This is a genomic window from Streptomyces sp. NPDC102258, assembly GCF_055584685.1.
The window spans coordinates 126,650-147,839 of sequence record NZ_JBVJLO010000002.1 but is presented as its reverse complement, the minus strand read 5'-3'; the positions used below and the strand labels follow the sequence as shown (position 1 = coordinate 147,839).

Sequence of the window (21,190 nt, the reverse complement as noted above, 5' to 3'; positions counted from 1 at the left end):
GCGGCCGGTGGATCAGGCCTGCGGGACCGGGTACGTGGGGTACTCGACGCCCGAGACGTGCTGGACGACGCGCACGACCTGGCAGGAGTAGCCGAACTCGTTGTCGTACCAGAGGTAGAGGATCGCGTTGTCGCCGTCGACCTTGGTGGCGCCCGCGTCGATGATCGAGGCGTGGCGCGAGCCGACGAAGTCCATGGAGACGGCGTCGGGCGCGGTGGTGAAGTCGATCTGGCGCTTCAGCGGCGAGTGCAGCGACACGTCCCGGAGGTGGTCGAGGACCTCCTCGCGGGTGGTCTCGCGGCCCAGGCGCAGGCTCAGGATGGCGATCGAGACGTCCGGGACGGGGACGCGGATCGAGCTGCCGGTGATCGGCGCCTTCAGGTCCGGCAGCGCCTTGGCGACGGCGGAGGCGGCACCGGTCTCGGTGATGACCATGTTGAGCGGCGCGGACCGGCCGCGGCGGTCGGCCTTGTGGTAGTTGTCCAGCAGGTTCTGGTCGTTGGTGAACGAGTGGACGGTCTCCACGTGGCCGCGCAGCACGCCGTACTCGTCGTCCATCGCCTTCAGCGGCGGGACGATCGCGTTGGTGGTGCAGGAGGCGCAGGACAGGATCCGCTCGTCCGGCTTGATCGTGTCGTGGTTGACGCCGTGCACGATGTTCGGGACGTCGCCCTTGCCCGGGGCGGTCAGGACGACCTTGTCGATGCCGGGGCGCAGGTGCTTGGAGAGGCCCTCGCGGTCGCGCCACTTGCCCGTGTTGTCGATGAGGATGGCGTCCTTGACGCCGTACGCCGTGTAGTCGACCTCGGACGGGTCGTTGGCGTAGATCACCCGGATCGCGTTGCCGTTGGCGATGATCGTGCTGGTCGCCTCGTCCACGGTGATGGTGCCCTGGAACTGGCCGTGGATGGAGTCGCGGCGCAGCAGCGAAGCGCGCTTGACCAGGTCCGCCTCGCCGCCGCCGCGCACGACGATGGCGCGAAGGCGCAGGCCGTTGCCGGAGCCGGCCTTCTCGATGAGCAGGCGGGCGACGAGACGGCCGATGCGGCCGAAGCCGTACAGGACGACGTCGCGGCCCTCGCCGCGCTCGATCTTGTTCGCACCGGTGGCGCCGGCGACGGACTCGGCGGTGAACCGCTCGACCGACAGACCGCGGTCGTCTTCCTTGTACGTCGCGGCGAGCATGCCCAGGTCGATCTGGGACGGGCCGAGGTCCAGGGTGGTGAGCGCCTGGAGGAAGGGGAACGTCTCGGTGACCGAGAGCTCCTCGCCCGCGATCTGGCGGGCGAAGCGGTGGGTCTTGAGGATGCTGACCACCGACTTGTTCACCAGGGAGCGGCTGTGCAGCAGGATCGTCACGTCCCGCTCGCGGTGCAGCTTCCCGATGATCGGGATCATCGACTCCGCGATCTCTTCGCGGTTCTTCCAGTTGGTGAACGAGTCCTCGTTGACAGTCACAGATCCATCTTTCGAGCTAGGCAGCGCTCATATGCTAACCCCTTCGAAATTTTGTCCTTCCGGTGGTCCCTGCTACGGCGATTTCGCGGCCCGGCGGCCGAGGGGCAGGAGGTACTGGAGCGGCTGCTCCAGGTCGTCCAGGCCCAGGAGCTCGTGTGCCAGGTCGTCGTGGAAGCCGCCCAGCGGGGTGCCGCCCAGGCCCAGGGCCGACGCCGTCAGCAGCAGGGTCTGCGCCAGGTGGCCGGTCTCCAGCAGGGCCAGGCGCAGCGCGCGCAGGCCGTAGCGGCGGCGCAGCAGGCCGAGGTCCACGTACAGGCCGAGGACCACGGGGGCCTCGTCGACGCCGATCCAGTCCGGGTCCGTCGCCGGGCGGGACAAGTACGTCGAGAGCGCCTTGACGTCCTCGACCGGCGCTGCGGGGCCGATCCGGCGCAGGGTCCTGCGCTCGGGCACGCAGTCGTACGTACCGGGCTCGACGCCGGCCACGTCCAGCACCAGCAGGCGTACCCGGGCCGTGTACAGGGCGCCCGCGCTCGGGTAGGGGCGGTGGGTCAGGGTGCGCTCCGAGCCGTCCGCGAGGCGGGTCGCCGTCCGCCCGCTCTCGGCGAGGGCGTGCCACAGCAGGGAGCCCAGCGCGGCGGCGTCCAGCGGCCCGGTCAGCGGGCCGCGCGCGGAGGCCCGGGCGGCCAGGACGGCGCCCAGTGGCACCTCGGGCAGGGGCGCCGCCGGGAGGGGGATCTCGGGGAGCGCGGCCGCGGCCGACGGACGGGGGCCGGGGTCCCTCAGCGGCCGCAGGGCGGTGTCCTCGCCGCGGCCGATCTGGAATTTGCTGCGCTCCAGGTACTGCAGGTCGGGGGCGGTGTGCCCGGGCGGGAAGAACGCGGCCGGCTCGTCCGTCTCCAGCAGGGTCCGGGCCGCCAGCCGGCACACCGCCCGCTCCTCGTCGGGGCCGACGCCGAGCCGGTTGAACAGCATGTGCAGCTGCGAGCCCCACACCCACTCCGAGACGGCCGGCGAGAGCCCGCCCCCGGCGGCGGCGCGCAGCCGGGTGTCGGCCTCGCGGACCCGGTCGGCCCAGTACGTGAGCCAGGGCCGGGCCGCGCCCGCCCCGGCGAGCCCCTCCCGCAGGGCCGCCGCGCGACGGACCAGCCCGGCGCGCTGGGCGGCGTACACGGTGTTTACCCGGGTGTGGACCGCCGCGCCGGGCAGCAGGGGCAGGTCGGTGACCCAGCGCCAGCCGGCCGCGTGCCGGCGCAGCCAGCGGGCGGCGGCCAGGCGGTCCATGCCGAGGGCGTACGCGGTCGCGTGGGCAAGGTCGGCCGCACGGGCCAGCCGGGCCGCGTCCGCCGCCGGGCCGGAGGCGTCCCGCAGGGCGTCCAGCACCACGCGGGTGGAGCCGGCGAAGACCTCCTCGGCGACCGGCAGCGCGCGCGGGCCGCCGTAGCGCTCCGTCTCGGGCTCGTACGGGACGGCGCGGACCTCCCCGTGCCGGGAGGGCCAGGGGCCGGGCACGGCGGGCACCTCCCGCGCCGCCCGGGCCAGCTCCCCCGGCAGCCGGCCGGCGGCCTGACCGGACAGCCCGCGCACGCGGATCCGCAGGTGGGGGCCGTCCTCCCCGTACCGGATGAAGAACCACCCGGCGGCGTCCCCCGAGGCGACCAGGCCGTCGAGGAGCGGGGCGACGGAGCGCACCAGGAAGGCGTCGGTGTCGGCGGTCGCGGAGTGCAGGAAGAGGTGGAGGCCGTGCCAGGCGTGGGACGGGCCGGACGGGCCGGTGGCGGTCGGGCCGGTCGGGTCAGTGGCGGTCGGGTCGGTGGCGGTCACGCGCGGGCCGTCCTCGGGGTGTCGGGGGTCAGGGATCAGGGGGTCAGGGGAAGGGGTGCGGATGCGGCGCCAGGTCCTCGGGGCGCAGGGGCCGGGCGGTGCGGCCCAGCCGGTACGGCACCTCCAGCAGCCGGGGCAGGCCGCGGGTGCGGCGGTTGACGTGGCCGAAGGTCATCGGCAGCGCGCCGGGGACGAGCACCTTCACGCAGTGCAGGCCGAGCCCGGCGCGCAGGCCCGGCTCGCTCTGGTCGACGGCGATCACCTCCAGGCCGGCCCGCGACAGCCGCTCCACCGTCGTACGGAGCAGCTCGGACAGGTCGCCGACCGGCTCGGGCGCCCCCGGCCAGGCTTCCGCGACGCAGACGCGCGGGGTGTCGGCGAAGAGGAACTCCAGGCGCGGGCCCGCTTCGGGCAGGGCGTTCAGGCCGACGTGGTCGTCCAGGGTCACCACCCGTGCGGGCTCGCGCAGCATGGGCCGCAGCCGCGCCGGATCGCGCGGGGCGCCCGCCGCGAGGGAACGCGCGGGGGCCTCCAGGACGTTGGTGACCACCTCGGCCACCGCCGAGCGGATCGCCGCCCGCGGATCGTGGTGCGCGCCGGCCGCGAGGAACATCCGGGGGGCGTCGGGGTGGTCGCCCCGGTGGCGGCAGACGGCGATGACCGCCGGGACGCCGAAGTCGTTCGTCGCGTCGAGGAGGGAGAGGCGGTAGCCCGCGAGGGCCGCGCGGTCCGCCAGCAGGGCGGTGTCGAGGTCGTCCGGCGGGAGTTCGACGCGGCGCAGCGGGGTGGCCGCGTACCAGGCCATCAGGAAGGCGTCGCGCTCGGCGACCTCGAACAGGCCGTAGAGGGCGGCCTCTTCGGGGCTGTTGCCGAGGCCGCAGCCGTTGGAGGACTCGTAGACCACGCGCGGGCCGTCCGGTACGTCCCAGTAGGCGACGTGTTCGGGTACGGCCGTGGCCCGCCGGCGGGTGAGCGACCAGGCGCGCACCCAGTCCAGTTCGAGGTCGGGGGTATAGGGGACGGACCGGGAGGCCGGATGCCCGTGGTGGGCGGGGTCGGGCAGGCCGAACCGCTCGGGGTCCACCGCGCGGTCGGGGCCGAGGGCGGCGAACGAGGCCCGCAGGTCGGTGCGGCGGGCGGTGGGGCGCATCCCCGCGTACCGCTCGACGCCCTCGAACAGCGCGATCCGCTCGCTGGCGGGGAAGTCCCGGGCCCGGCCGTAGCCGCCGTCCTCGACGAGCCGGCCGTCGGTGACGAAGGCGGCGGTGAGCGAGAAGGGCGAGTCCTCGGCGCGCAGCAGCCGGCGGACCGGCCCGAACCGCTCGTCGTAGAGCGCCGCGCGCAACCGCTCGGGCGTCGTACGGGGATTGGGGGCGCGCAGGACGTACGGATCCGGGAGCGCGCGGGGCCCGGCGGGCAGCGGCGCGGGGTCGGCGGCGGAGTCGGCGGGCAGCGGGCGGCAGACGGCGCAGCCGCCGACGGGGCGGATCCGGTGCGCCGACCAGGTGGCCCGCTCCTGGTGGACGACGTACACGAGGGCGGTGTCGAGGCCGGCGGTGGCCTGCGGGCCGGTCGCCTCGGCCAGCAGCTCCAGGGCCAGCGCGCCCGCCGCCTCCGCGAGCGCCGGGGACGGTACGCCGGCCAGCGCGAGTTCCGCGCTCTGCCAGGGCACCCGGCCCCCGGCCGTGGCCAGCCGCTGGTACTCGGCGCAGCACAGGCAGGCCGCCGCACCGGGCCGCAGCACCGGGCCGACCACCAGCAGCGCCCCGTCGCACCGGACCGGCACCAGCTCGACGGGGTGGCGCAGCGCGTGCCGGCTCAGCTCCTCGGCCAGGCCCAGCGTCCACCGCGTCAGCAGGACCACGCCCGGCCCGGCGGTGACCGCCCCCGCCGACGCGGCGTCGAGAAGCGGCACCCCCAGCTCACCGAGCGGGCCCGCCTCCGGGGCGTCGGCGCACCCGAACGCCCCCAACTGGTCGGCGGATCCCACCCACCGGGCCGGCGCGTGCCCGGGGGCTCCGCCGAGTCGGGTCATCGCGGTCACGAAGCGGCCTCCGGAGTGCGCAGGGCGGCGAACCCGAACGACGGCAGCCGGTCGGCGAGTCGACCGGTCGGCCCGGGCGACGGGGGCACGGTGTGAACGGCTCCCGCCGGTGCGGGCCCGGGGGCACCGCCGAGCGGAGTCATGGGGGTCACGAAGCGGCCTCCGGGGTGCGCAGGACGGTGAAGCCGAACGACCAGAGCCAGTCGGCGAGTCCACCCGCCGGGCCGGACGGCGGGGGCTCGGTGTGGAGGGGGCCCGTCAGTCGGGTCAGGGCGTGTTGGAAGGCCTCCTCGCGGGTGGCGACCCCGGCGAGCCAGTGTCCGGTCCAGCCGGGGTCCTCCCAGGCGGCCGTCCGCGCCCCGGCGGCGGCCAGCGCGGCCGCTGCGCCCCCCGAGGGCCGGACGGCGGCGGAACCCCCGGTGACGGTGGCCACGGCGGCCAGCCCCGCGAACGCGGCCGCGTCCCCCGGGGTCGCCTCGACGGCCTCTCCGAGCACCCGGTCCCCCTCCACGACGGCCCGGTACACCTCCGCACCCGGAGCGGCGCGGACCACGTACAGCCGGGCGGGGACGGCGAGGCGCTCCGTGAGGGCGGCCCACCAGTGGCGGGCCTGCGCATGCCCGGACCAGCGCTCCGGGGCCACCGGCGACGACCCGGCGCCCCGCGCGGCGCTCGCGCGCAGGGCCCGACCCCGGGCGTGGGCGGGGTTCGCGCCCACGGTGAGGCCGGCTCCGTCCAGACCCAGTTCGGCCGCCCGGCAGAACACCTCCAGGCGCGCCAGGTCCAGCCTCGGGGCGCCCCCGGTCAGGGTCGTCCCCGGCAGCGCGCAGGCGGCCAGCGGCACCGGCAGCTGCGGCAGCTCCCCCGGCCCCGGGTCGGGCAGCACCCCGACCCGGTCGTCGCCGAGGGCGGCCACCCGGCGCAGTGCCTCGCGCAGGGTGTCGGCGGGGTCGAGGGCCCGGCCGGTGTGGCCGGGCCCGAGCCAGGTCCGGTACCCGGCACGCGCCGGGCGGTCCCGCGCGAGCAGCACCGTGGGCAAGCCGGCCGGCAGCCCCCCGTCCTCACCTTCCTCCGCCGGATCCGCCAGCCCCGCCACCGCATGGAGCAACCGCTGCGCGGCCGCCCCCGCGAGCAGCGCGACCGCCGCCCCCGCGACCGCCCCCGCGGCAGGACCCGCGTTCCGGGCGAGGCGGGCCTCCAGCGCGGTCGCGGTGGCGTCGAGCGGGCCGGGGGCGGTGACCGGGGTGACGTAGCCGCCGGCTCCGCCCCGGCCCGCCGCCACGGCCGAAGCGCCGTCCGGGCCGTGGGCGAGGAGATGGACCCGGTCCTCCGGCAGGGCCGGATCGGCGGTGAACGTGACGGGCAGCCCGGACCGTTCCAGGGCCCGCCCGGCGGCCAGGGCCAGCGGGGCCCCGACGGCAGACGCCACCACCTCCGCCCGCGCCGCCCCCAGCGCCCGCGCCGCCCCGGCCGGATCCGCCGCGCTCACCGCGAGCCAGCGGTCCACGGAGCCGCGTACCGGGCCGGGGGGCGCGGTGACCAGCAGGTCGTGGGCCTCCAGTTGCGCGACCAGGGCTTCCACGGCCGCCCGTACGGCGGAGCCCGCCGCCAGCCCGGCCAGGAGGGCCTCGACCCCGTCGGCCCGCAGCCGCGGTTCCAGCGAGCGCCACAGCGCGGGCAGCCCGGCGCCGCCCTCGATGGTGACGCTGCCGCGCCGGCCCCGCAGGTGGAGGCCGCCGCGCAGCGGGGTCACGGCGGTGCCGGGGCGCAGCCGGCGCACGGCCGCGCTCACGCGCCGCGCTCCACGGCGCCGATGGCGGCGCCGATCTCGGCGCGCCAGTCGCAGCCGGTGAGGGCGGGTACCGCGCGTACGACGAGGTGGGCCGCCAGGTAGCGCTCCAGCGGGCGGACGTCGCACAGGGCGAGGAGCCGGTACAGGGCGTTGGTGCAGGCCCGGTGGATCAGGTAGTCGGGGCGGCTGAACATGGCGCCCCGGGGGTCCGAGCGGGCCAGCAGCCGGTGGAACTCGCTGTACCGGGTGCGGGCTTCGTGGTTCCAGCGCTCCTCCGCCGCCGCGTCCCCGGTGGCGGCCGCCCGGGCCCGGTAGGCGAGCGGGTCGCCGCGCAGGTCCGTCCCGGCGTCGTGGCGGGCGCGCACCCGCTCCCAGGCGCCGGCCGAGAACTCCGCCCAGCCGCGCTCCCAGCCCCGCGCGCCACCGCCGGCGACGCGTCCGACGAGGGTGGTCACGGCGTCGCCGGCCCGTTCGGCGTGTTGCTCGAAGCGGGCTCGCACCCGCCCGTCCGGGTCGTCGTGGACGAGGAAGTCCTCCAGGTGGGAGACGTACGAGTAGTGGGCGCCGGCCAGGCCCCCGGGGTGGGCGGCGGCGTGCGCGGCGAGCGCGGTGACCGCCAGCTGGAGCCGGGCCGGCGCGCCGTCCCCGTGCCCGCCGAGGAAGCCGGCGCCGGCCCGCAGTGCGTCGAGCCCGTCGCGCAGCAACTCCTCGCGCAGGGCCGTCCCTTCCTCGCCGAGCAGCGCGCCCGGCGCGGTGCGGTCGGCGGGCTCGACGCGGACGGTGTTGTCCGGCTCGACGGGCCCGTACGGCGGCGGGACCAGTTCGGCGCGCCCGGCCTCGGCCGCCCGTTCCAGCAGCTCGGCCTCCGTCAGGCCGGCCCGCGAGGGGTGGGCGCGGAGCCAGTCGCGCAGCCGCGCGGCGGCGGCCTGCGCGGCGGGGCCGACCCGTGCGGGCGGTCCCTGGAGGCGCAGGCGCAGGTGGGGGCCGTGCAGCCAGTGCCGTTCGATGTGGGCGGTGAGCCCGTCGGCGGCGCAGGAGGCCGCCAGCGGCAGCATCACCTCGCGCAGCAGCGGCGCCTTGACCGGGTGGTGGTGGAAGGCGATGACGTCGAGCGCGGCGCCGTTCATCGGCTCGCTCCGGCCCCGGCCCGGTAGACCTCCAGGACCAGTTCGACCGCGCGGGCCGGGGCGGCCAGGCCGCCGGGTGCGGGCAGCGCCTCTTCGAGGACCGCGCCGTCCGGGTGCCGGGAGAGCCATTTGGGCAGGCAGCGCAGGTGCAGGGCGTTGCCGAGGTCCACGAAGTGCGGTTTGGGCCGGTTCAGCCGGGTCAGGAAGTCCTCGGCCGCCCGGCCGGTGGGCGCGGTCCCGGCCGGGTGCAGGAAGAGCTGTTCGGGCAGGTCCAGCAGCGCGCGCCAGCGGGCGGCGGCCTCGGCCGGGACGGGCGCGGCGGCGAGGTCGGCGCGCAGCTCCCGCACCACGCCGGGCGGCAGTTGCCAGCGGCGGCGGCGCAGGACGACGTGCCGGTGGCGCAGCCGGGGGCTGTGCGCGACCCGGCCGCCGGGCGCGGGCAGGGCGCGCGAGGGGGCCAGGGCCCGGAAGTCGACGACGCCGTGGGGGTGGTCGCAGAGGTGGGCGCCGATGCGGCGGGGCAGCAGGACGGGGGCGAGGAACCCGGGGTAGAGGACGTCGAGGAGTTCGCCGGTGGCGCGCAGCCGGAAGCGCACCTGGTCGGTGGGTTCGTCGTGCACGAGGTCCAGGTCGCCTTCGCCGATCGAGGCCCGGCCGCGGTCGGGGCCGATCTCGTCCGGAACCAGCAGGGGGTGGAGGTTGGCGTTGAACCCGCCGACGGGCCGGATCTGCGCGGCCCGGGCGCCGGGGTCCAGGCCGCGCCGGATCTCACGGGAGGTCGCGGCGGTGGCGCGCGGGTCGAGGGCGTCGAGGAACCGGCTGCCGAAGCGGCCCCAGCCGCCGTACACGTGGTTGACGGCGAGCAGTCCGCGGCCGGGGTCGCGCTGGAGGAAGTAGGCGTAGCTGAGGGGGCGTTCGACGGCCCAGCGCGGCAGCCGCCCGCCGAGGGACCGGACGGGACCGGGCGGGAGGACGACCTCGTGGGCGTCGGCGGGCGCCCCCGCACGTGTTTCCCGTACGTCGGCCAGGAACGCGGCGCGCATCTGCGCGAGTTCCTCCGCCCCGGTCGGAAGGCCACTCGGGCCGGCGGCGTCCAGGTCGCCGAACCGCCCCAAGGACTCCCAGGCCTCCGCGACCTCGGCTCCGAACTCCCACGGGCGGGGGCAGGTGCCGCCGCGGCCGTAGCGCGCGACGAACCGGTCGCGGACGAGGCGCCGCAGCAGGTGGCCGAGGTCGAACAGCTCCGCCAGCGGGGTGACTTCGGCGAGCGCCTCGTGATCGGCGGCGCCGAGGAAGCCGTCGAGCGACGGCGGGAGCGGGGCGACGACGTCCTCGGAGAGCACCGACAGCGGGGCCGAACCGGGCGGGACGGGACGGCCAGCGTCGGCGAGTTCGGCCGCCCAGCGCTCGGCGAGGCCGGCCAGCAGGGCGGGGCGGTCCTCGGCGGGGGCGGCGGCGAAGAAGGCGGTGGCCCGGCCGAGCCCGGCGATGCGGTCGGCCCGCGCCCCGTCCCCCGCCGCGTCGGCCACCCCGGCCGCCCCGGCCGAGCGCAGCCAGGCGGCGATGCGCTCCAGCGGGTCGGGGTCCTGTGCCGGCACCGGATCGGCGGGAACCAGCAGACCCGCCTCGCGGAGGCGTTCGAGGAAGGCCGCGGCGGCGGCCCGCCGGTCCGGGCCACCGTCCGCGTCCCCCCGTAAGGCGGCGGCGAGCCGGTCGGTCAGCTCCGCCATCGCCAGCGGGCTCGCGGCCAGTTCGGTGACCAGGCTCAGCGGGCCGCTGCCGGGCAGCTCCGCCTCGTCCTCCCGGGCCACGAGGTAGCGGCCTCCGGCGAAGGCGGTCCGGTCCCGCGCATAGGCCGCCCGCCCGTCGGCGGTGGTCCGCGCGGTGCTGGTGATCCGGTGCGGGAGGGCGGCCCGGCGGTGCGGGGCGTCCAGCAGGGCGAGGGTGAGGGCGGTGGTCAGGGTGCGGTTGGCCCGGACGACCGCGTGCAGGGAGCCGCCGAACAGGTCCGCCCCGCCCCAGGAGGCCACCGGTCGGGCCGGCTCCGCGGGCAGGGGGCCCCAGCCGACGGCGGTGAACCAGGACAGCGGGCTGGTCTTGGTGCTGGCCCGCAGGGCGTGCCGCAGGACTCCGGCCTCCTCCTTGCGGGCCCGCCGGTCGGCCGCGCCGGTGCCCGCCCGGAGCACGGCCCGCAGCAGGTCGGCGCTGGTGAGGGCGACGGCCTTGGCGAGCGCGGGCTCGCGGCACAGCCCGGCCAGGGCCGCGCGTTCGGCGGCCAGGGCCGGTGCGGTGGCGGCGTCGAGGGCGGCGAGGAGACCGGCGCGGTCCGCGCGCAGCCCGGTCCAGGTGGCGAGCCGGGGGACCCGGGCGGGCAGGTCGCCGAGCCGGGCCAGCAGCGCGGGGCGGGGTTCGCGGCCGTTGTGCAGGGCGCGGCGCAGGGGGAGGACGACGTCACGGTGGAAGCCGGCCGGATGGCCGCCCCGGCTGTCGTGCAGGTCGTCGCAGAGGGGGCCGGTGGTGCGCCGCAGTTCCGTTTCGACCCGGTGCAGGCGGCCCAGCAGGGCACGGTACCTCTCGGCGTCGGGGCGCTGGGCGGGATGGGCGAGCACGGTGGCGCGGACCAGCGCGTACGGGGCGGACCGCACCCGGTAGCCGGGGGCGTCGGCGCCCGTACCGCCCCATGGCTCCCGCGAGGACAGCGGTGTGGGCTGCGGCATGGGACTCCCCCGTTCCGGTCGGTCGGTGATGAGTGGTCGGTGACGGTGCGGTGTTCGGTGGGGGCGGGCCTCCCGCCGCACACGGAGTGCGGCGGGAGGCCCCGTACGGGGAGCGGGGTCAGAGGGTGGGGGTGTCGGTGGCGGGCTGCGCGCAGGAGGAGGAGCCCTGGCAGGAGCACGAACCCCAGGACGCTCCCCCTTCGGGCAGCGCCGCGGTGTCGCGCATCGAGGTGACGGTGAGGTCGCCGAGGTCGAGCTCCAGGTCCTGGAGGTCGAAGGCGGCGGCGGGTGCGGTGTCGGACATGGGTGTCTCCCGGGGGTGGAAGTGATAGCCGAATGTGCGCGGAATGAAATCGGCAGCCGCGGCGGTTCTTTTCCACCTGATTCCGCGACTGCCTTTCACCGGAAGTATGGCAAGACGCGGAGGGCGGCGGCAAGCATCGGAGAAATATGCCAGCAGCCCCCGAAAACCTTTCCTCCACCACCAAAAAACAGGGGTTTCACCAGGTCACAGCCACTGGATAGCGAACTCCAGACACCTTTCCGAAAACACTGACAGCCGCTCGGGCGAATTAAGTCAGCGACGCGTCAGCACCGCGTCAGAATTACGGCACCCCAAAACCGTCCGCGCGGCCGAATGCGCAACAGAATGCACAGCCGAATCCGGGTCCGCATCCGAGCCGGCCCCCGGAGCCCGGCGGCGCGTGGCCGCCGGGCGCGGCGGGCGCGGTCGGGTTCGGCCCCACGGGTCCACACCGGGTCCGCACCGGGCCCGCGCCGGGCCCGCGCCGGCCCCCGATGCGTCCGAGCGGCCCTCGCGGCATGCGCTTTCGAGTGACACCGCCGCCCGGGCTCGGGCGCGGCGGCGGCCGGGTACTCGACCATCTCAGGCGGCCGGTCATGTTCCGGTCACGAGTTGCCGATCAGGCCGGGCACCGCACGTCGGAGGCCGGGCCGCCGCTGGGAGAACCCGTGTACGTCCTGCTCGTCGCGAGCGCCTTCAACAGCCTTACGCAGCGCGTCCACGCCGAGCTGCGCGACCACGGCCACCGGGTGGCGGTGGAACTGGCCCTGCCCGGCGTCCGCCTGGCCGACGCCGTGCGGCGCCACGATCCCGACCTGGTCCTCGCCCCGATGCTGAAGACGGCGCTCCCCGAAGAGGTCTGGGCGGCCCGCACCTGCCTGATCGTCCACCCGGGGCCGGTCGGCGACCGGGGCCCCTCCTCCCTCGACCGGGCCGTGCAGGAGCAGGTGACCCGCTGGGGCGTGACCGTGCTCCAGGCCGGGGCGGAGATGGACGCGGGCGACGTGTGGGCCTGCGTCGAGTGCCCGGTGCCGCCGGTCGCCAAGAGCGACCTGTACCGGGGGGAGATCGCCGACGCGGCGCTGCGGGCCGTGCTGCTCGCCGTCGAGCGCGTCGCGTCCGGCACCCACGTCCCCCTCCCCCAGGACCCGGCCGCCGCCCGCACCCTCCCGTACCTGCGCCAGGACGCCCGCCGCATCGACTGGCAGAGCGACTCCACCGACCGGGTCCTGCGCACGCTGCGCGCCGCCGACTCCCAGCCGGGCGTACTGGACGAGCTGCTGGGCGGGGAGTGGTACCTGCACGGCGGCCACCCGGAGCCCCGGCTGCGCGGCCGGGCCGGTGAGCTGCTGGCGACGCGGGCCGGCGCGGTCTGCCGGGCCACCGCCGACGGCGCCGTGTGGATCCCGGAGCTGCGGGCCCGCCGGATCCCGGGAGAGCCGGCGCCGGTGAAGCTCCCCGCCACCCTCGCGCTCGGCGACCGGCTGCCCCCGCTGCGGGAGCACCCCGCGCCGCCGCCGCACGCCGACGCCCGGGGCCGTACCTGGGCCGACATCCGCTACCGGGAGGAGGGGCCGGTCGGGTTCCTGTCGTTCGCCTTCCCCGGCGGCGCCATGAGCACCGAGCGGTGCCGCCGGCTGCTGGACGCCTACCGGGCCGCCTGCGCCCGGCCCACCTCGGTGCTCGTCCTCGGCGGGGGCCGCGACTTCTTCTCCAACGGGATCCACCTGGGCGTCATCGAGGCGGCCGCCGACCCGGCGCGGGAGTCCTGGGAGAACATCAACGCCATGGACGACCTGGTCGAGGCGGTCCTGACGACCACCGACCGGCTGGTCGTCGCCGCGCTCGGCGGGAACGCCGCCGCGGGCGGGGCGATGCTGGCGCTCGCCGCCGACGAGGTCTGGTGCCGTGCGGGCGTGGTGCTGAACCCGCACTACCGCCTGATGGGGCTGTCCGGCTCCGAGTACTGGACGTACACGCTGCCGCGCCGCGTCGGGGCGGCCGCCGCGGACCGGCTGACCTCGGAGGCGCTCCCGGTGAGCGCCGCCGCCGCGCAGCGGGCCGGGCTGGTGGACCGGATCGTCGACTGCGCGCCGCAGGCCTTCGCCGGGGAGGTCGCGCGGCTGGCGGCGCACCTGGCGGCGCTGCCCGCCGCCCACTCCCGGACGGCCGCCAAGAAGGCGCTGCGGGAGCGCGACGAGGCGGCCCGGCCGCTGGCCTCGTACCGGGAGGCGGAGCTGGCGGCGATGCACCGCACCTTCTTCGACCCCGGGGCGCCCTACCACGCCCTGCGCCGGGCCTTCGTACGCAAGGAGGCTCCGGCGGGGACGCCACCGCACCTCGTCCGGGCCCGTCCCGCGCGGCCCGCCGCGGCCGTCACCCCACCGGCCGTACATGACGGGGCGTCCGGGCCGGGGGGCTGTTAGCAAGAAGGGTGGGGCCGACCGGCCCGCCGCGCATCCCGCCCCGTACCCCTCCCCGCCCGTCCCGAAGGAGGCATCCGTATGGATGCAGCACCGTCCGCCCCGGCAGAGGACCCCCCGATCCACATCCTCTGGATCAACGCGGGGCTGAGCTGCGACGGCGATTCCGTCTCGCTCACGGCAGCGATGCAGCCCAGCATCGAGGAGATCGTCATGGGGGTCCTGCCCGGTCTCCCCAAGATCGCCGTGCACTGGCCCCTGATCGACTTCGAGTGCGGCCCCGTCGGGGGCGCGGACACGTTCATCGAGTGGTTCTTCAAGGGCGAGCGGGGGGAGATCGACCCGTTCGTGCTGGTGGTCGAGGGATCGATCCCCAACGAGAAGATCAAGCCCGAGGGTTACTGGTGCGGGTTCGGCGACGACCCGCAGACCGGTCAGCCCATCACCACCAGCGAGTGGATCGACCGGCTGGCCCCCAAGGCGCTGGCCGTGGTGGCCATCGGCACGTGCGCCACGTACGGCGGCATCCACGCGATGGAGGGCAATCCGACGGGCGCCATGGGCGTGCCGGACTACCTCGGCTGGGACTGGACGTCCAAGGCCGGGATCCCGATCGTGTGCGTGCCCGGCTGCCCGATCCAGCCCGACAACTTCTCCGAGACCCTCACCTACCTCCTGTACCAGGCGGCGGGCTCGGCGCCGATGATCCCGCTGGACGACAAGCTGCGTCCCACGTGGCTGTTCGGCGCCACCGTCCACGAGGGCTGCGACCGGGCCGGCTACTACGAGCAGGGCCAGTTCGCGCACGCCTACGACTCCCCCAAGTGCCTGGTCAAGCTGGGCTGCTGGGGGCCCGTCGTCAAGTGCAACGTGCCCAAGCGGGGCTGGATGAACGGGATCGGCGGCTGCCCGAACGTCGGCGGCATCTGCATCGCCTGCACGATGCCCGGCTTCCCCGACAAGTTCATGCCGTTCATGGACGAGCCCCCCGGCGCGAAGGTCTCCAGCAAGGCGAGCGGCGCGTACGGCGCGGTGGTCCGCAAGCTGCGCTCGATCACGGCGCACACCGTGGACCAGGAACCGAAGTGGCGCCAGAGCGGCCGCACGCTGACCACGGGCTACCGCCCGCCCTGGTGAGCGCCGGCGGCCTCCTCCCCCGCACCGCACGCACCCACCCCCGCACCGAAGAAGGGTCACGGCAGACACGATGACACCGAAGACGAAGGCGGCCGGCGACGGCAGCGGCCTGGTCGAGATGGCCTGGGATCCGATCACCCGGATCGTGGGCAGCCTCGGCATCCACACGAAGATCGACTTCAAGCAGAAGCGGGTCGCGGAGTGCTACAGCACCTCGTCGGTCTTCCGCGGCTACAGCGTCTTCATGCGCGGCAAGGACCCCCGCGACGCGCACTTCATCACCAGCCGGATCTGCGGGATCTGCGGTGACAACCACGCCACGTGTTCGGTGTACGCGCAGAACATGGCCTACGGGGTGAAGCCGCCCCACCTCGCCGAGTGGATCATCAACCTCGGCGAGTCGGCGGAGTACATGTTCGACCACAACATCTTCCAGGAGAACCTGGTCGGGGTCGACTACTGCGAGAAGATGGTCCGCGAGACCAACCCGGGCGTCCTGGAGAAGGCGGAGCGCACCCCGGCCCCGCACGCCGGCGAGCACGGCTACAAGACCATCGCCGACATCATGCGCTCCCTCAACCCCATCGAGGGCGAGTTCTACCGCGAGGCCCTCCAGGTCAGCCGGTACACCCGCGAGATGTTCTGTCTGATGGAGGGGCGCCACGTGCACCCCTCCACCCTCTACCCGGGCGGCGTCGGCACCATCGCCTCCGTGCAGCTCTTCACGGACTACCTGAGCCGCCTGATGCGGTACTGCGAGTTCATGAAGCGCGTCGTCCCGCTCCACGACGACCTCTTCGACTTCTTCTACGAGGCCCTGCCCGGGTACGAGGAGGTCGGCCGGCGGCGCGTGCTGCTGGGCTGCTGGGGCGCGCTCAACGACCCGGAGCACTGCGACTTCACGTACGCCAACATGACCGACTGGGGACGGAAGATGTTCGTCACCCCGGGCGTGATCGTGGACGGCAAGCTGGTCACCAACGACCTCACCGAGATCAACCTCGGCATCCGCATCCTGCTGGGCAGCTCGTACTACGACGACTGGGAGGGCCGGGAGCAGTTCGTCACGCACGACCCGCTCGGCAACCCGGTCGACCCGCGCCACCCGTGGAACCAGCACACCATCCCGGCCCCGCAGAAGCGGAACTTCGACGACAAGTACAGCTGGGTGATGTCGCCGCGCTGGTTCGACGGCAAGGACCACCTCGCGCTGGACACCGGCGGCGGCCCCATCGCCCGCCTGTGGTCCACGGCGCTGTCCGGACTGGTGCAGACCGACTACGTGCAGGCCACCGGCCACAGCGTGGTCATCACCCTGCCGAAGACGATGACGAAGCCCGAGACCCGCTTCGAGTGGAAGATCCCGCAGTGGAGCAACGCGCTGGAGCGCAACCGCGCCCGCACGTACTTCCAGGCCTACGCCGCCGCGATCGCGCTGCACTGCGCCGAGAAGGGGCTGGCCGAGGTCCGCGCCGGACGCACCCAGACCTGGGAGAAGTTCGAGGTGCCGGACGAGGGCCTGGGCGTCGGCTTCACCGAGGCGGTGCGCGGCGTGCTGTCGCACCACATGGTGATCCGCGACGGCAAGATCGCCAACTACCACCCGTACCCGCCGACCCCGTGGAACGCCAGTACGCGCGACACCTTCGGCACCCCGGGCCCCTACGAGGACGCCGTGCAGAACACCCCGATCTTCGAGGAGAACTCCCCGGAGAACTTCAAGGGCATCGACATCATGCGCGCGGTGCGCAGCTTCGACCCGTGCCTGCCCTGCGGGGTCCACATGTACGTGGGCGGCGGCAAGACGGTCAAGACGATGCACGTCCCCACCGGCCTGAGCGGACTGGGCGGATGAGCGCCGCCACGGACGCCCGGCAGGCGGGCGCGCGCGTGGAGGAGGTCCTCGACGGGCTCGCCGCCGGCGGGGACCGCGCGGCGTGCGCGGCGGCCGAGGAACTGGTGCGCGTGCTGATGGACTTCTACGGGGCCGGGCTGGCCCGGATCGTGGAGCGGGTCGGCGCCCGGGCCCTGGCCCCGGTGCTGGACGACGAGCTGGTGGCGAGCCTGCTCTCGCTGCACGACCTGCACCCCGAGGACGTCCGGACGCGGATCGGGCGCGCGCTCGGCGCCGCCGGGGACGCGATGGAGCTCGTCGGCTTCGAGGAGGCCACCGGCGTGCTGCGGGTGCGCCCCCGGGCCGCGGCGGCCTCCGGCTGCGGCTGCGGGAGCGGTTCGGCGGAGGAGGCCGCGCGGGGGCTGGAGGAGGCGCTGGCCTGCTTCGCGCCCGAGGTGACGGCGGTGGAGGCGGAGCCCGCTCCGGCCCCGGCGCCGCCCCTGCTCCAGATCGGGACCCGCCCGAACGCCCCGGTGCGGGTGCCGTGACGGCGCCCGGCGTCCTGACGGGCGGCCCGCGCGGCCTGCGCCGGTTCGCGGGCCCGCGCCCGCCCCGCCCCGAGAGCTGCGAGCTGTGCGGGACGGTGGTGGCCGAGGACGGCCACCGCCACCTGGTGGAGACCGAGAAGCGGACGCTGGTCTGTGCCTGCATCGGCTGCGCCCTGCTGTTCGACCGGCCGGGCATCGTGACGGGCCGCTTCCGCGCGGTCCCCGACCGGTACCTGGCCGACCCCGGGCACCGGCTCGACGACGGAGCCTGGGAGCTGCTGCAGATCCCGGTCGGCGTGGCGTTCTTCTTCCGCAACGCCGCGCTCGACCGGCTCGTCGCCCTCTACCCGAGCCCCGCCGGGGCCACCGAGAGCGAACTCGACCCGGAGGTCTGGCAGCGCGTCCTCGGCGCGGGCCGGCTCTCGGATCTGCTCGAACCCGACGTGGAGGCGCTGCTGCTGCGCCGCTCGGAGGGCCGCACCAGCTGCCACCTCGTACCGATCGACATCTGCTACGAGCTGGTGGGGCGGATGCGGCTGCTGTGGCAGGGCTTCGACGGCGGGGCCGAGGCCCGGGCCGCGCTGGACGCGTTCTTCGAGCGGGTCGAGCGGCGCTCCCGGGTGCTGGCCGAGGGAGCGCCGTCATGAGCGGCGCCACCGACCTCGCCTTCTCCTGCGTCGGCGTACGGGCCGACCCGTACGCCGCCGGCCCGACGCTGGTCTTCCGGCTGCGGATCAGCGCCGGGGCGGGGGTGCGGGTGCACGCGCTCGCGCTCCGCTGCCAGCTGCGGATCGAGCCGGCCCGGCGGAGCTACGCGGACGGCGAGGTGGCGGCGCTGGGCGACCTGTTCGGGGAGCGGTCCCGCTGGGGCAGCACGCTGCTGCCGGTGCAGTTCGCGCAGGTGGCGCTGATGGTGCCAAGCTTCACCGGGGAGACCGAGACCGATCTGGTCGTGCCCTGCACCTACGACATGGACATCGCGGCGACCCGCTACTTCAGCGCCCTGGAGGAGGGCGAGGCGCCGCTGCTGATGCTGTTCTCGGGGACGGCCTTCACCGGCGACGGCGGCTTCCGGGTCGAGCCGGTGCCCTGGGACCGCGAAGCCTCGTACCGGATGCCGGCGGCGGTGTGGCGGGAGATGGTCGAGCAGCACTTCCCGGGCTGCGGCTGGCTGCGGCTGCCGGGCGACCTGATGGCGGAGCTGCTCGCCTTCCGCTCCCGGCACGCGCTCGCCTCCTGGGAGTCGACGGTACGCCGGCTCCTCGACGGCGCCGAGGGCGGCGGCGAGCCCGGGGGCGGGACGGCGCCGCCCCCGCTGCGGCTGGGGACCGTGCGGCCGCGGGTCACCGTCACCGAGAGGGCGGCCCCGTGACCGCCGCCACCGAGCGGGACTCCCGCTTCGACACCGCCCGGCACGTCGCGGACGCCGTCCTCTTCGAGGGGTACGTGCTCTACCCGTACCGGGCGTCGGCGGCCAAGAACCGGCTCCGCTGGCAGTTCGGCGTCCTCGTCCCGCCCGCCTGGGCCCCCGCGCACGGCGAGCACTCCTTCCAGCGCACCGAGGTCCTGATGGAACCCCGGGGCGAAGCCGTGCTCCACCTGGAACTGCGCTTCCTGCACGGCCAACGGCGCACGGTGGAGCGCCTGCGCGCCGACGGCGGCTTCGAGGAGACCGCCGAACTGCGCCTGCCCGACCGGATCCTGGTCCCCTGGGACGAGGGCACGGAGGAACGGGTGGAACTGGCCGTCCCCGTCGCCTCGCTGGCCGGGGAGAAGGTCGTCCTCCCCTTCACCCGGCCGGCCCGGGAGGAGAGCGAACCCGTACGGGACGCCGAGGGGCGCGTCCTCGGCCGGCTCGTGCGGCGCACCGCCGAGGCCGAGGGCCTCGTACGGGTCTCGGCGACCGCACTCGACGGCCCCTACCGGGTGCTGCGGCTCACCGCGGTCGTGGAGAACACCAGCCCGTGGACCCCGGACGGCGCGGACGCCACCCGGGAGGCGGCCCTGCCCCGCTCGCTGGTCGGCGCGCACCTGCTGCTGGGGCTCAGCGCCGGCTCGTTCCTGTCGATGACCGACCCGCCCGAGTGGGCCAGGGGCGCCGTCGCCGCCTGCGAGAACCGGCACACCTGGCCGGTGCTGGCGGGCGGCCCCGGCCGCTCCGACGTGGTCCTGTCCTCCCCGATCATCCTGGAGGACCACCCGGCCATCGCGCCCGAGAGCGCCGGGGCGATGTACGACGCCCTGGAGATCGACGAGATCCTCGCGCTGCGCACCGCCACGCTCACCGACGAGGAGAAGCGGGAGGCGCGCGGCACGGACGCCCGGGCGGCCGCCGTGATCGAGCTCGCCGAGTCGATGCCGCCGGAGGTGCTGGAGCGGCTGCACGGGGCGGTGCGCGGACTGCGCGAGATCACCGGCCCGGACGCCTTCGACGGACCGCCCGCCCTGACGGAACTCCCCGCCGAGGAGGCGGTGTTCCGGCCCGACACCCCCTGGTGGGACCCGGCCGGCGCGGACCCGGCGGGGCCCGTCCCGGACCGGGTCACGGTCGACGGGGTCGAGGTGGGCGCGGGCAGCCGGGTCGTGCTGCGGCCGGGACTGCGCCGGACCGACGCCCAGGACCTGTTCCTCAAGGGGCGTACCGCGCTGGTCGAGACCGTCCTGCACGACGTCGACGGCGGGGTGCACCTCGCCGTCACCGTGGAGGGCGACCCCGGCGCCGACATCCGCCGGGAGCAGGGCCGGTTCCTGTACTTCCAGCCGGACGAGGTCACCCCCCTGGAGGACGCGTGAGCGGCGGCGGGGGCGGCGGCCCGGTGCTGGTCGCCGGGATCGGCAACGTCTTCCTCGGCGACGACGGATTCGGCGTGGAGACGGTCCGCGCCCTGAGCGCCCATCCCCTGCCCGAGGGGGTCGAGGTGGTGGACTTCGGGGTGCGCGGGGTCCACCTCGCCTACCAGCTCCTCGACGGCTACGACACCCTCGTCCTCGTCGACGCCACCGCGCGCGGCGGCGCCCCCGGGACGCTGTACCTGATCGAGGCCGGGGAGCCGGGGGGCGCCGTCGGCGCGCCGGCCCTGGACGGCCACCAGATGTCCCCCGACACCGTCCTGGCCCTGTTGGGCACCCTGTGCGCGGGCACCGGCGCCACCCCGCCCCGGCGCACGCTCGTCGTCGGCTGCGAACCCGCCCGCGTCGAGGAGGGCATCGGGCTGAGCGCCCCGGTGGCCGCCGCGGTGCCGGAGGCCGTACGGATGCTGCTGGACCTGCTCCGGCGCCAGGACCCGTACGGGGCCGAGGGGGAAGACGGGGACGCCGTCCCCGTGGGCGCCGCCGAACCGACCCCGCGCGAACCGAGGAGAACCCCATGAAGAAGGCCGTCATCGCCGTCACCGGCGTGGTCCTGGTCGCCGTACTGGCGCAGGCCCTCCCCGACCTCAGGCGCTACCTGCGCATCCGCTCCATGTGAGCACCCGGGACGCCCCGCCCGCCCGAATGGCGTACGGGGCGTCCCGCACGTCGGCGTGCCCGCCCGTCGCGCCCGCGTCCGGCCGGTGTAATGAGCCCCGGCAGGACGGAGTCCCATGCACGAGATGTCGATCGCCATGGCGGTCGTTGGCCAGGTGGAAGAGGCGGCCCGGACGGGCGCGGCGAGCGCCGTGAGCCGGGTCGAGCTCCAGGTCGGTGAGCTGGCCGGGGTGGTTCCGGACGCCCTGGCCTTCTGCTTCGAGCTGGTCTGCGCCGGGACGGTGCTGGAAGGCGCCGAGCTCGTGACGCGGCCGGTGACGGCCCGCGCGCGCTGCGGCGCCTGCGCGGGCGAGTGGCCCGTGGGCATGCCGCCCGACCTGTGCTGCCCCGCCTGCGGCCGGGCCACTCAGGTGGAGCTGCTCTCGGGGCGCGAGTTGTGCGTGCTCAGCGTGACCTGGGAGGACGCCGCGCCCGTGGCCCCCCGCCGCGAACCGATCTCCGAGGAGGCCTGAAC

At 75.7% G+C, this 21,190-nt stretch carries 17 protein-coding genes; 10 read left to right on the top strand and 7 right to left on the bottom strand.

The genetic code is table 11. The features are described 5' to 3' along the window. Positions 1 to 12: 12 nt before the first annotated feature. The 7 genes from ACZ6ZT_RS03880 to ACZ6ZT_RS03850 all read right to left on the bottom strand — a co-directional run bounded on the left by ACZ6ZT_RS03880 (position 13) and on the right by ACZ6ZT_RS03850 (position 11,266). Positions 13 to 1,458: a glyceraldehyde-3-phosphate dehydrogenase gene (locus ACZ6ZT_RS03880; protein WP_469715244.1), complete on the bottom strand. Its 1,446-nt coding sequence runs from the start codon at positions 1,456 to 1,458 to the stop codon at positions 13 to 15. 72 nt (positions 1,459 to 1,530) lie between these two features. Next, positions 1,531 to 3,282: a thiopeptide-type bacteriocin biosynthesis protein gene (locus ACZ6ZT_RS03875; RefSeq protein WP_469715243.1), complete on the bottom strand. Its 1,752-nt coding sequence runs from the start codon at positions 3,280 to 3,282 to the stop codon at positions 1,531 to 1,533. 43 nt (positions 3,283 to 3,325) lie between these two features. Next, a complete protein-coding gene (locus ACZ6ZT_RS03870) occupies positions 3,326 to 5,317 on the bottom strand; it encodes a TOMM precursor leader peptide-binding protein (protein WP_469715816.1) in 1,992 nt (663 codons plus the stop codon). 157 nt (positions 5,318 to 5,474) lie between these two features. Beyond that, positions 5,475 to 7,118: a hypothetical protein gene (locus ACZ6ZT_RS03865; RefSeq protein ID WP_469715241.1), complete on the bottom strand. Its 1,644-nt coding sequence runs from the start codon at positions 7,116 to 7,118 to the stop codon at positions 5,475 to 5,477. Beyond that, entirely contained in the window at positions 7,115 to 8,245 is a 1,131-nt protein-coding gene (locus ACZ6ZT_RS03860; protein ID WP_469715239.1) for a lantibiotic dehydratase C-terminal domain-containing protein, read from the bottom strand. The genes ACZ6ZT_RS03865 and ACZ6ZT_RS03860 overlap by 4 nt, the downstream gene beginning before the upstream one ends. Beyond that, positions 8,242 to 10,962: a lantibiotic dehydratase gene (locus ACZ6ZT_RS03855; RefSeq protein ID WP_469715238.1), complete on the bottom strand. Its 2,721-nt coding sequence runs from the start codon at positions 10,960 to 10,962 to the stop codon at positions 8,242 to 8,244. Before ACZ6ZT_RS03855 ends, ACZ6ZT_RS03860 begins: the two co-directional genes overlap by 4 nt. A 118-nt stretch (positions 10,963 to 11,080) precedes the next feature. Then, on the bottom strand, positions 11,081 to 11,266 hold the full coding sequence (locus ACZ6ZT_RS03850; protein WP_469715236.1) for a thiazolylpeptide-type bacteriocin: 186 nt from the start codon (positions 11,264 to 11,266) through the stop codon (positions 11,081 to 11,083). 668 nt (positions 11,267 to 11,934) lie between these two features. Here ACZ6ZT_RS03850 and ACZ6ZT_RS03845 point away from each other — a divergent pair. The 10 genes from ACZ6ZT_RS03845 (at position 11,935) to ACZ6ZT_RS03800 (ending at position 21,188) form a co-directional block, all read left to right on the top strand. Beyond that, positions 11,935 to 13,692: an enoyl-CoA hydratase-related protein gene (locus tag ACZ6ZT_RS03845; RefSeq protein WP_469715235.1), complete on the top strand. Its 1,758-nt coding sequence runs from the start codon at positions 11,935 to 11,937 to the stop codon at positions 13,690 to 13,692. Positions 13,693 to 13,770: 78 nt separating this feature from the next. Continuing rightward, positions 13,771 to 14,826 carry an NADH-quinone oxidoreductase subunit B family protein gene (locus ACZ6ZT_RS03840; protein ID WP_469715234.1) on the top strand — a complete coding sequence of 352 codons (1,056 nt, stop codon included), beginning with the start codon at positions 13,771 to 13,773 and terminating at the stop codon, positions 14,824 to 14,826. A gap of 70 nt (positions 14,827 to 14,896) precedes the next feature. Next, positions 14,897 to 16,681: a nickel-dependent hydrogenase large subunit gene (locus tag ACZ6ZT_RS03835; protein WP_469715232.1), complete on the top strand. Its 1,785-nt coding sequence runs from the start codon at positions 14,897 to 14,899 to the stop codon at positions 16,679 to 16,681. Beyond that, a complete protein-coding gene (locus ACZ6ZT_RS03830; RefSeq protein ID WP_469715231.1) occupies positions 16,678 to 17,208 on the top strand; it encodes a hypothetical protein in 531 nt (176 codons plus the stop codon). Before ACZ6ZT_RS03835 ends, ACZ6ZT_RS03830 begins: the two co-directional genes overlap by 4 nt. Beyond that, positions 17,205 to 17,855: a DUF5947 family protein gene (locus tag ACZ6ZT_RS03825; RefSeq protein WP_469715229.1), complete on the top strand. Its 651-nt coding sequence runs from the start codon at positions 17,205 to 17,207 to the stop codon at positions 17,853 to 17,855. The genes ACZ6ZT_RS03830 and ACZ6ZT_RS03825 overlap by 4 nt, the downstream gene beginning before the upstream one ends. Further along, positions 17,852 to 18,580: a DUF6084 family protein gene (locus ACZ6ZT_RS03820; protein ID WP_469715228.1), complete on the top strand. Its 729-nt coding sequence runs from the start codon at positions 17,852 to 17,854 to the stop codon at positions 18,578 to 18,580. Before ACZ6ZT_RS03825 ends, ACZ6ZT_RS03820 begins: the two co-directional genes overlap by 4 nt. After that, entirely contained in the window at positions 18,577 to 20,001 is a 1,425-nt protein-coding gene (locus tag ACZ6ZT_RS03815; protein WP_469715227.1) for a hypothetical protein, read from the top strand. Before ACZ6ZT_RS03820 ends, ACZ6ZT_RS03815 begins: the two co-directional genes overlap by 4 nt. Beyond that, positions 19,998 to 20,579, top strand: coding sequence for a hydrogenase maturation protease (locus ACZ6ZT_RS03810; RefSeq protein ID WP_469715226.1), 582 nt, complete (start codon positions 19,998 to 20,000; stop codon positions 20,577 to 20,579). The genes ACZ6ZT_RS03815 and ACZ6ZT_RS03810 overlap by 4 nt, the downstream gene beginning before the upstream one ends. After that, positions 20,576 to 20,677, top strand: a complete 102-nt coding sequence (locus ACZ6ZT_RS03805) for a DUF6893 family small protein (protein ID WP_469715225.1) — start codon at positions 20,576 to 20,578, stop codon at positions 20,675 to 20,677. The genes ACZ6ZT_RS03810 and ACZ6ZT_RS03805 overlap by 4 nt, the downstream gene beginning before the upstream one ends. 115 nt (positions 20,678 to 20,792) lie before the next feature. After that, positions 20,793 to 21,188 carry a hydrogenase maturation nickel metallochaperone HypA/HybF gene (locus tag ACZ6ZT_RS03800; protein WP_469715224.1) on the top strand — a complete coding sequence of 132 codons (396 nt, stop codon included), beginning with the start codon at positions 20,793 to 20,795 and terminating at the stop codon, positions 21,186 to 21,188. Positions 21,189 to 21,190: the final 2 nt, after the last annotated feature.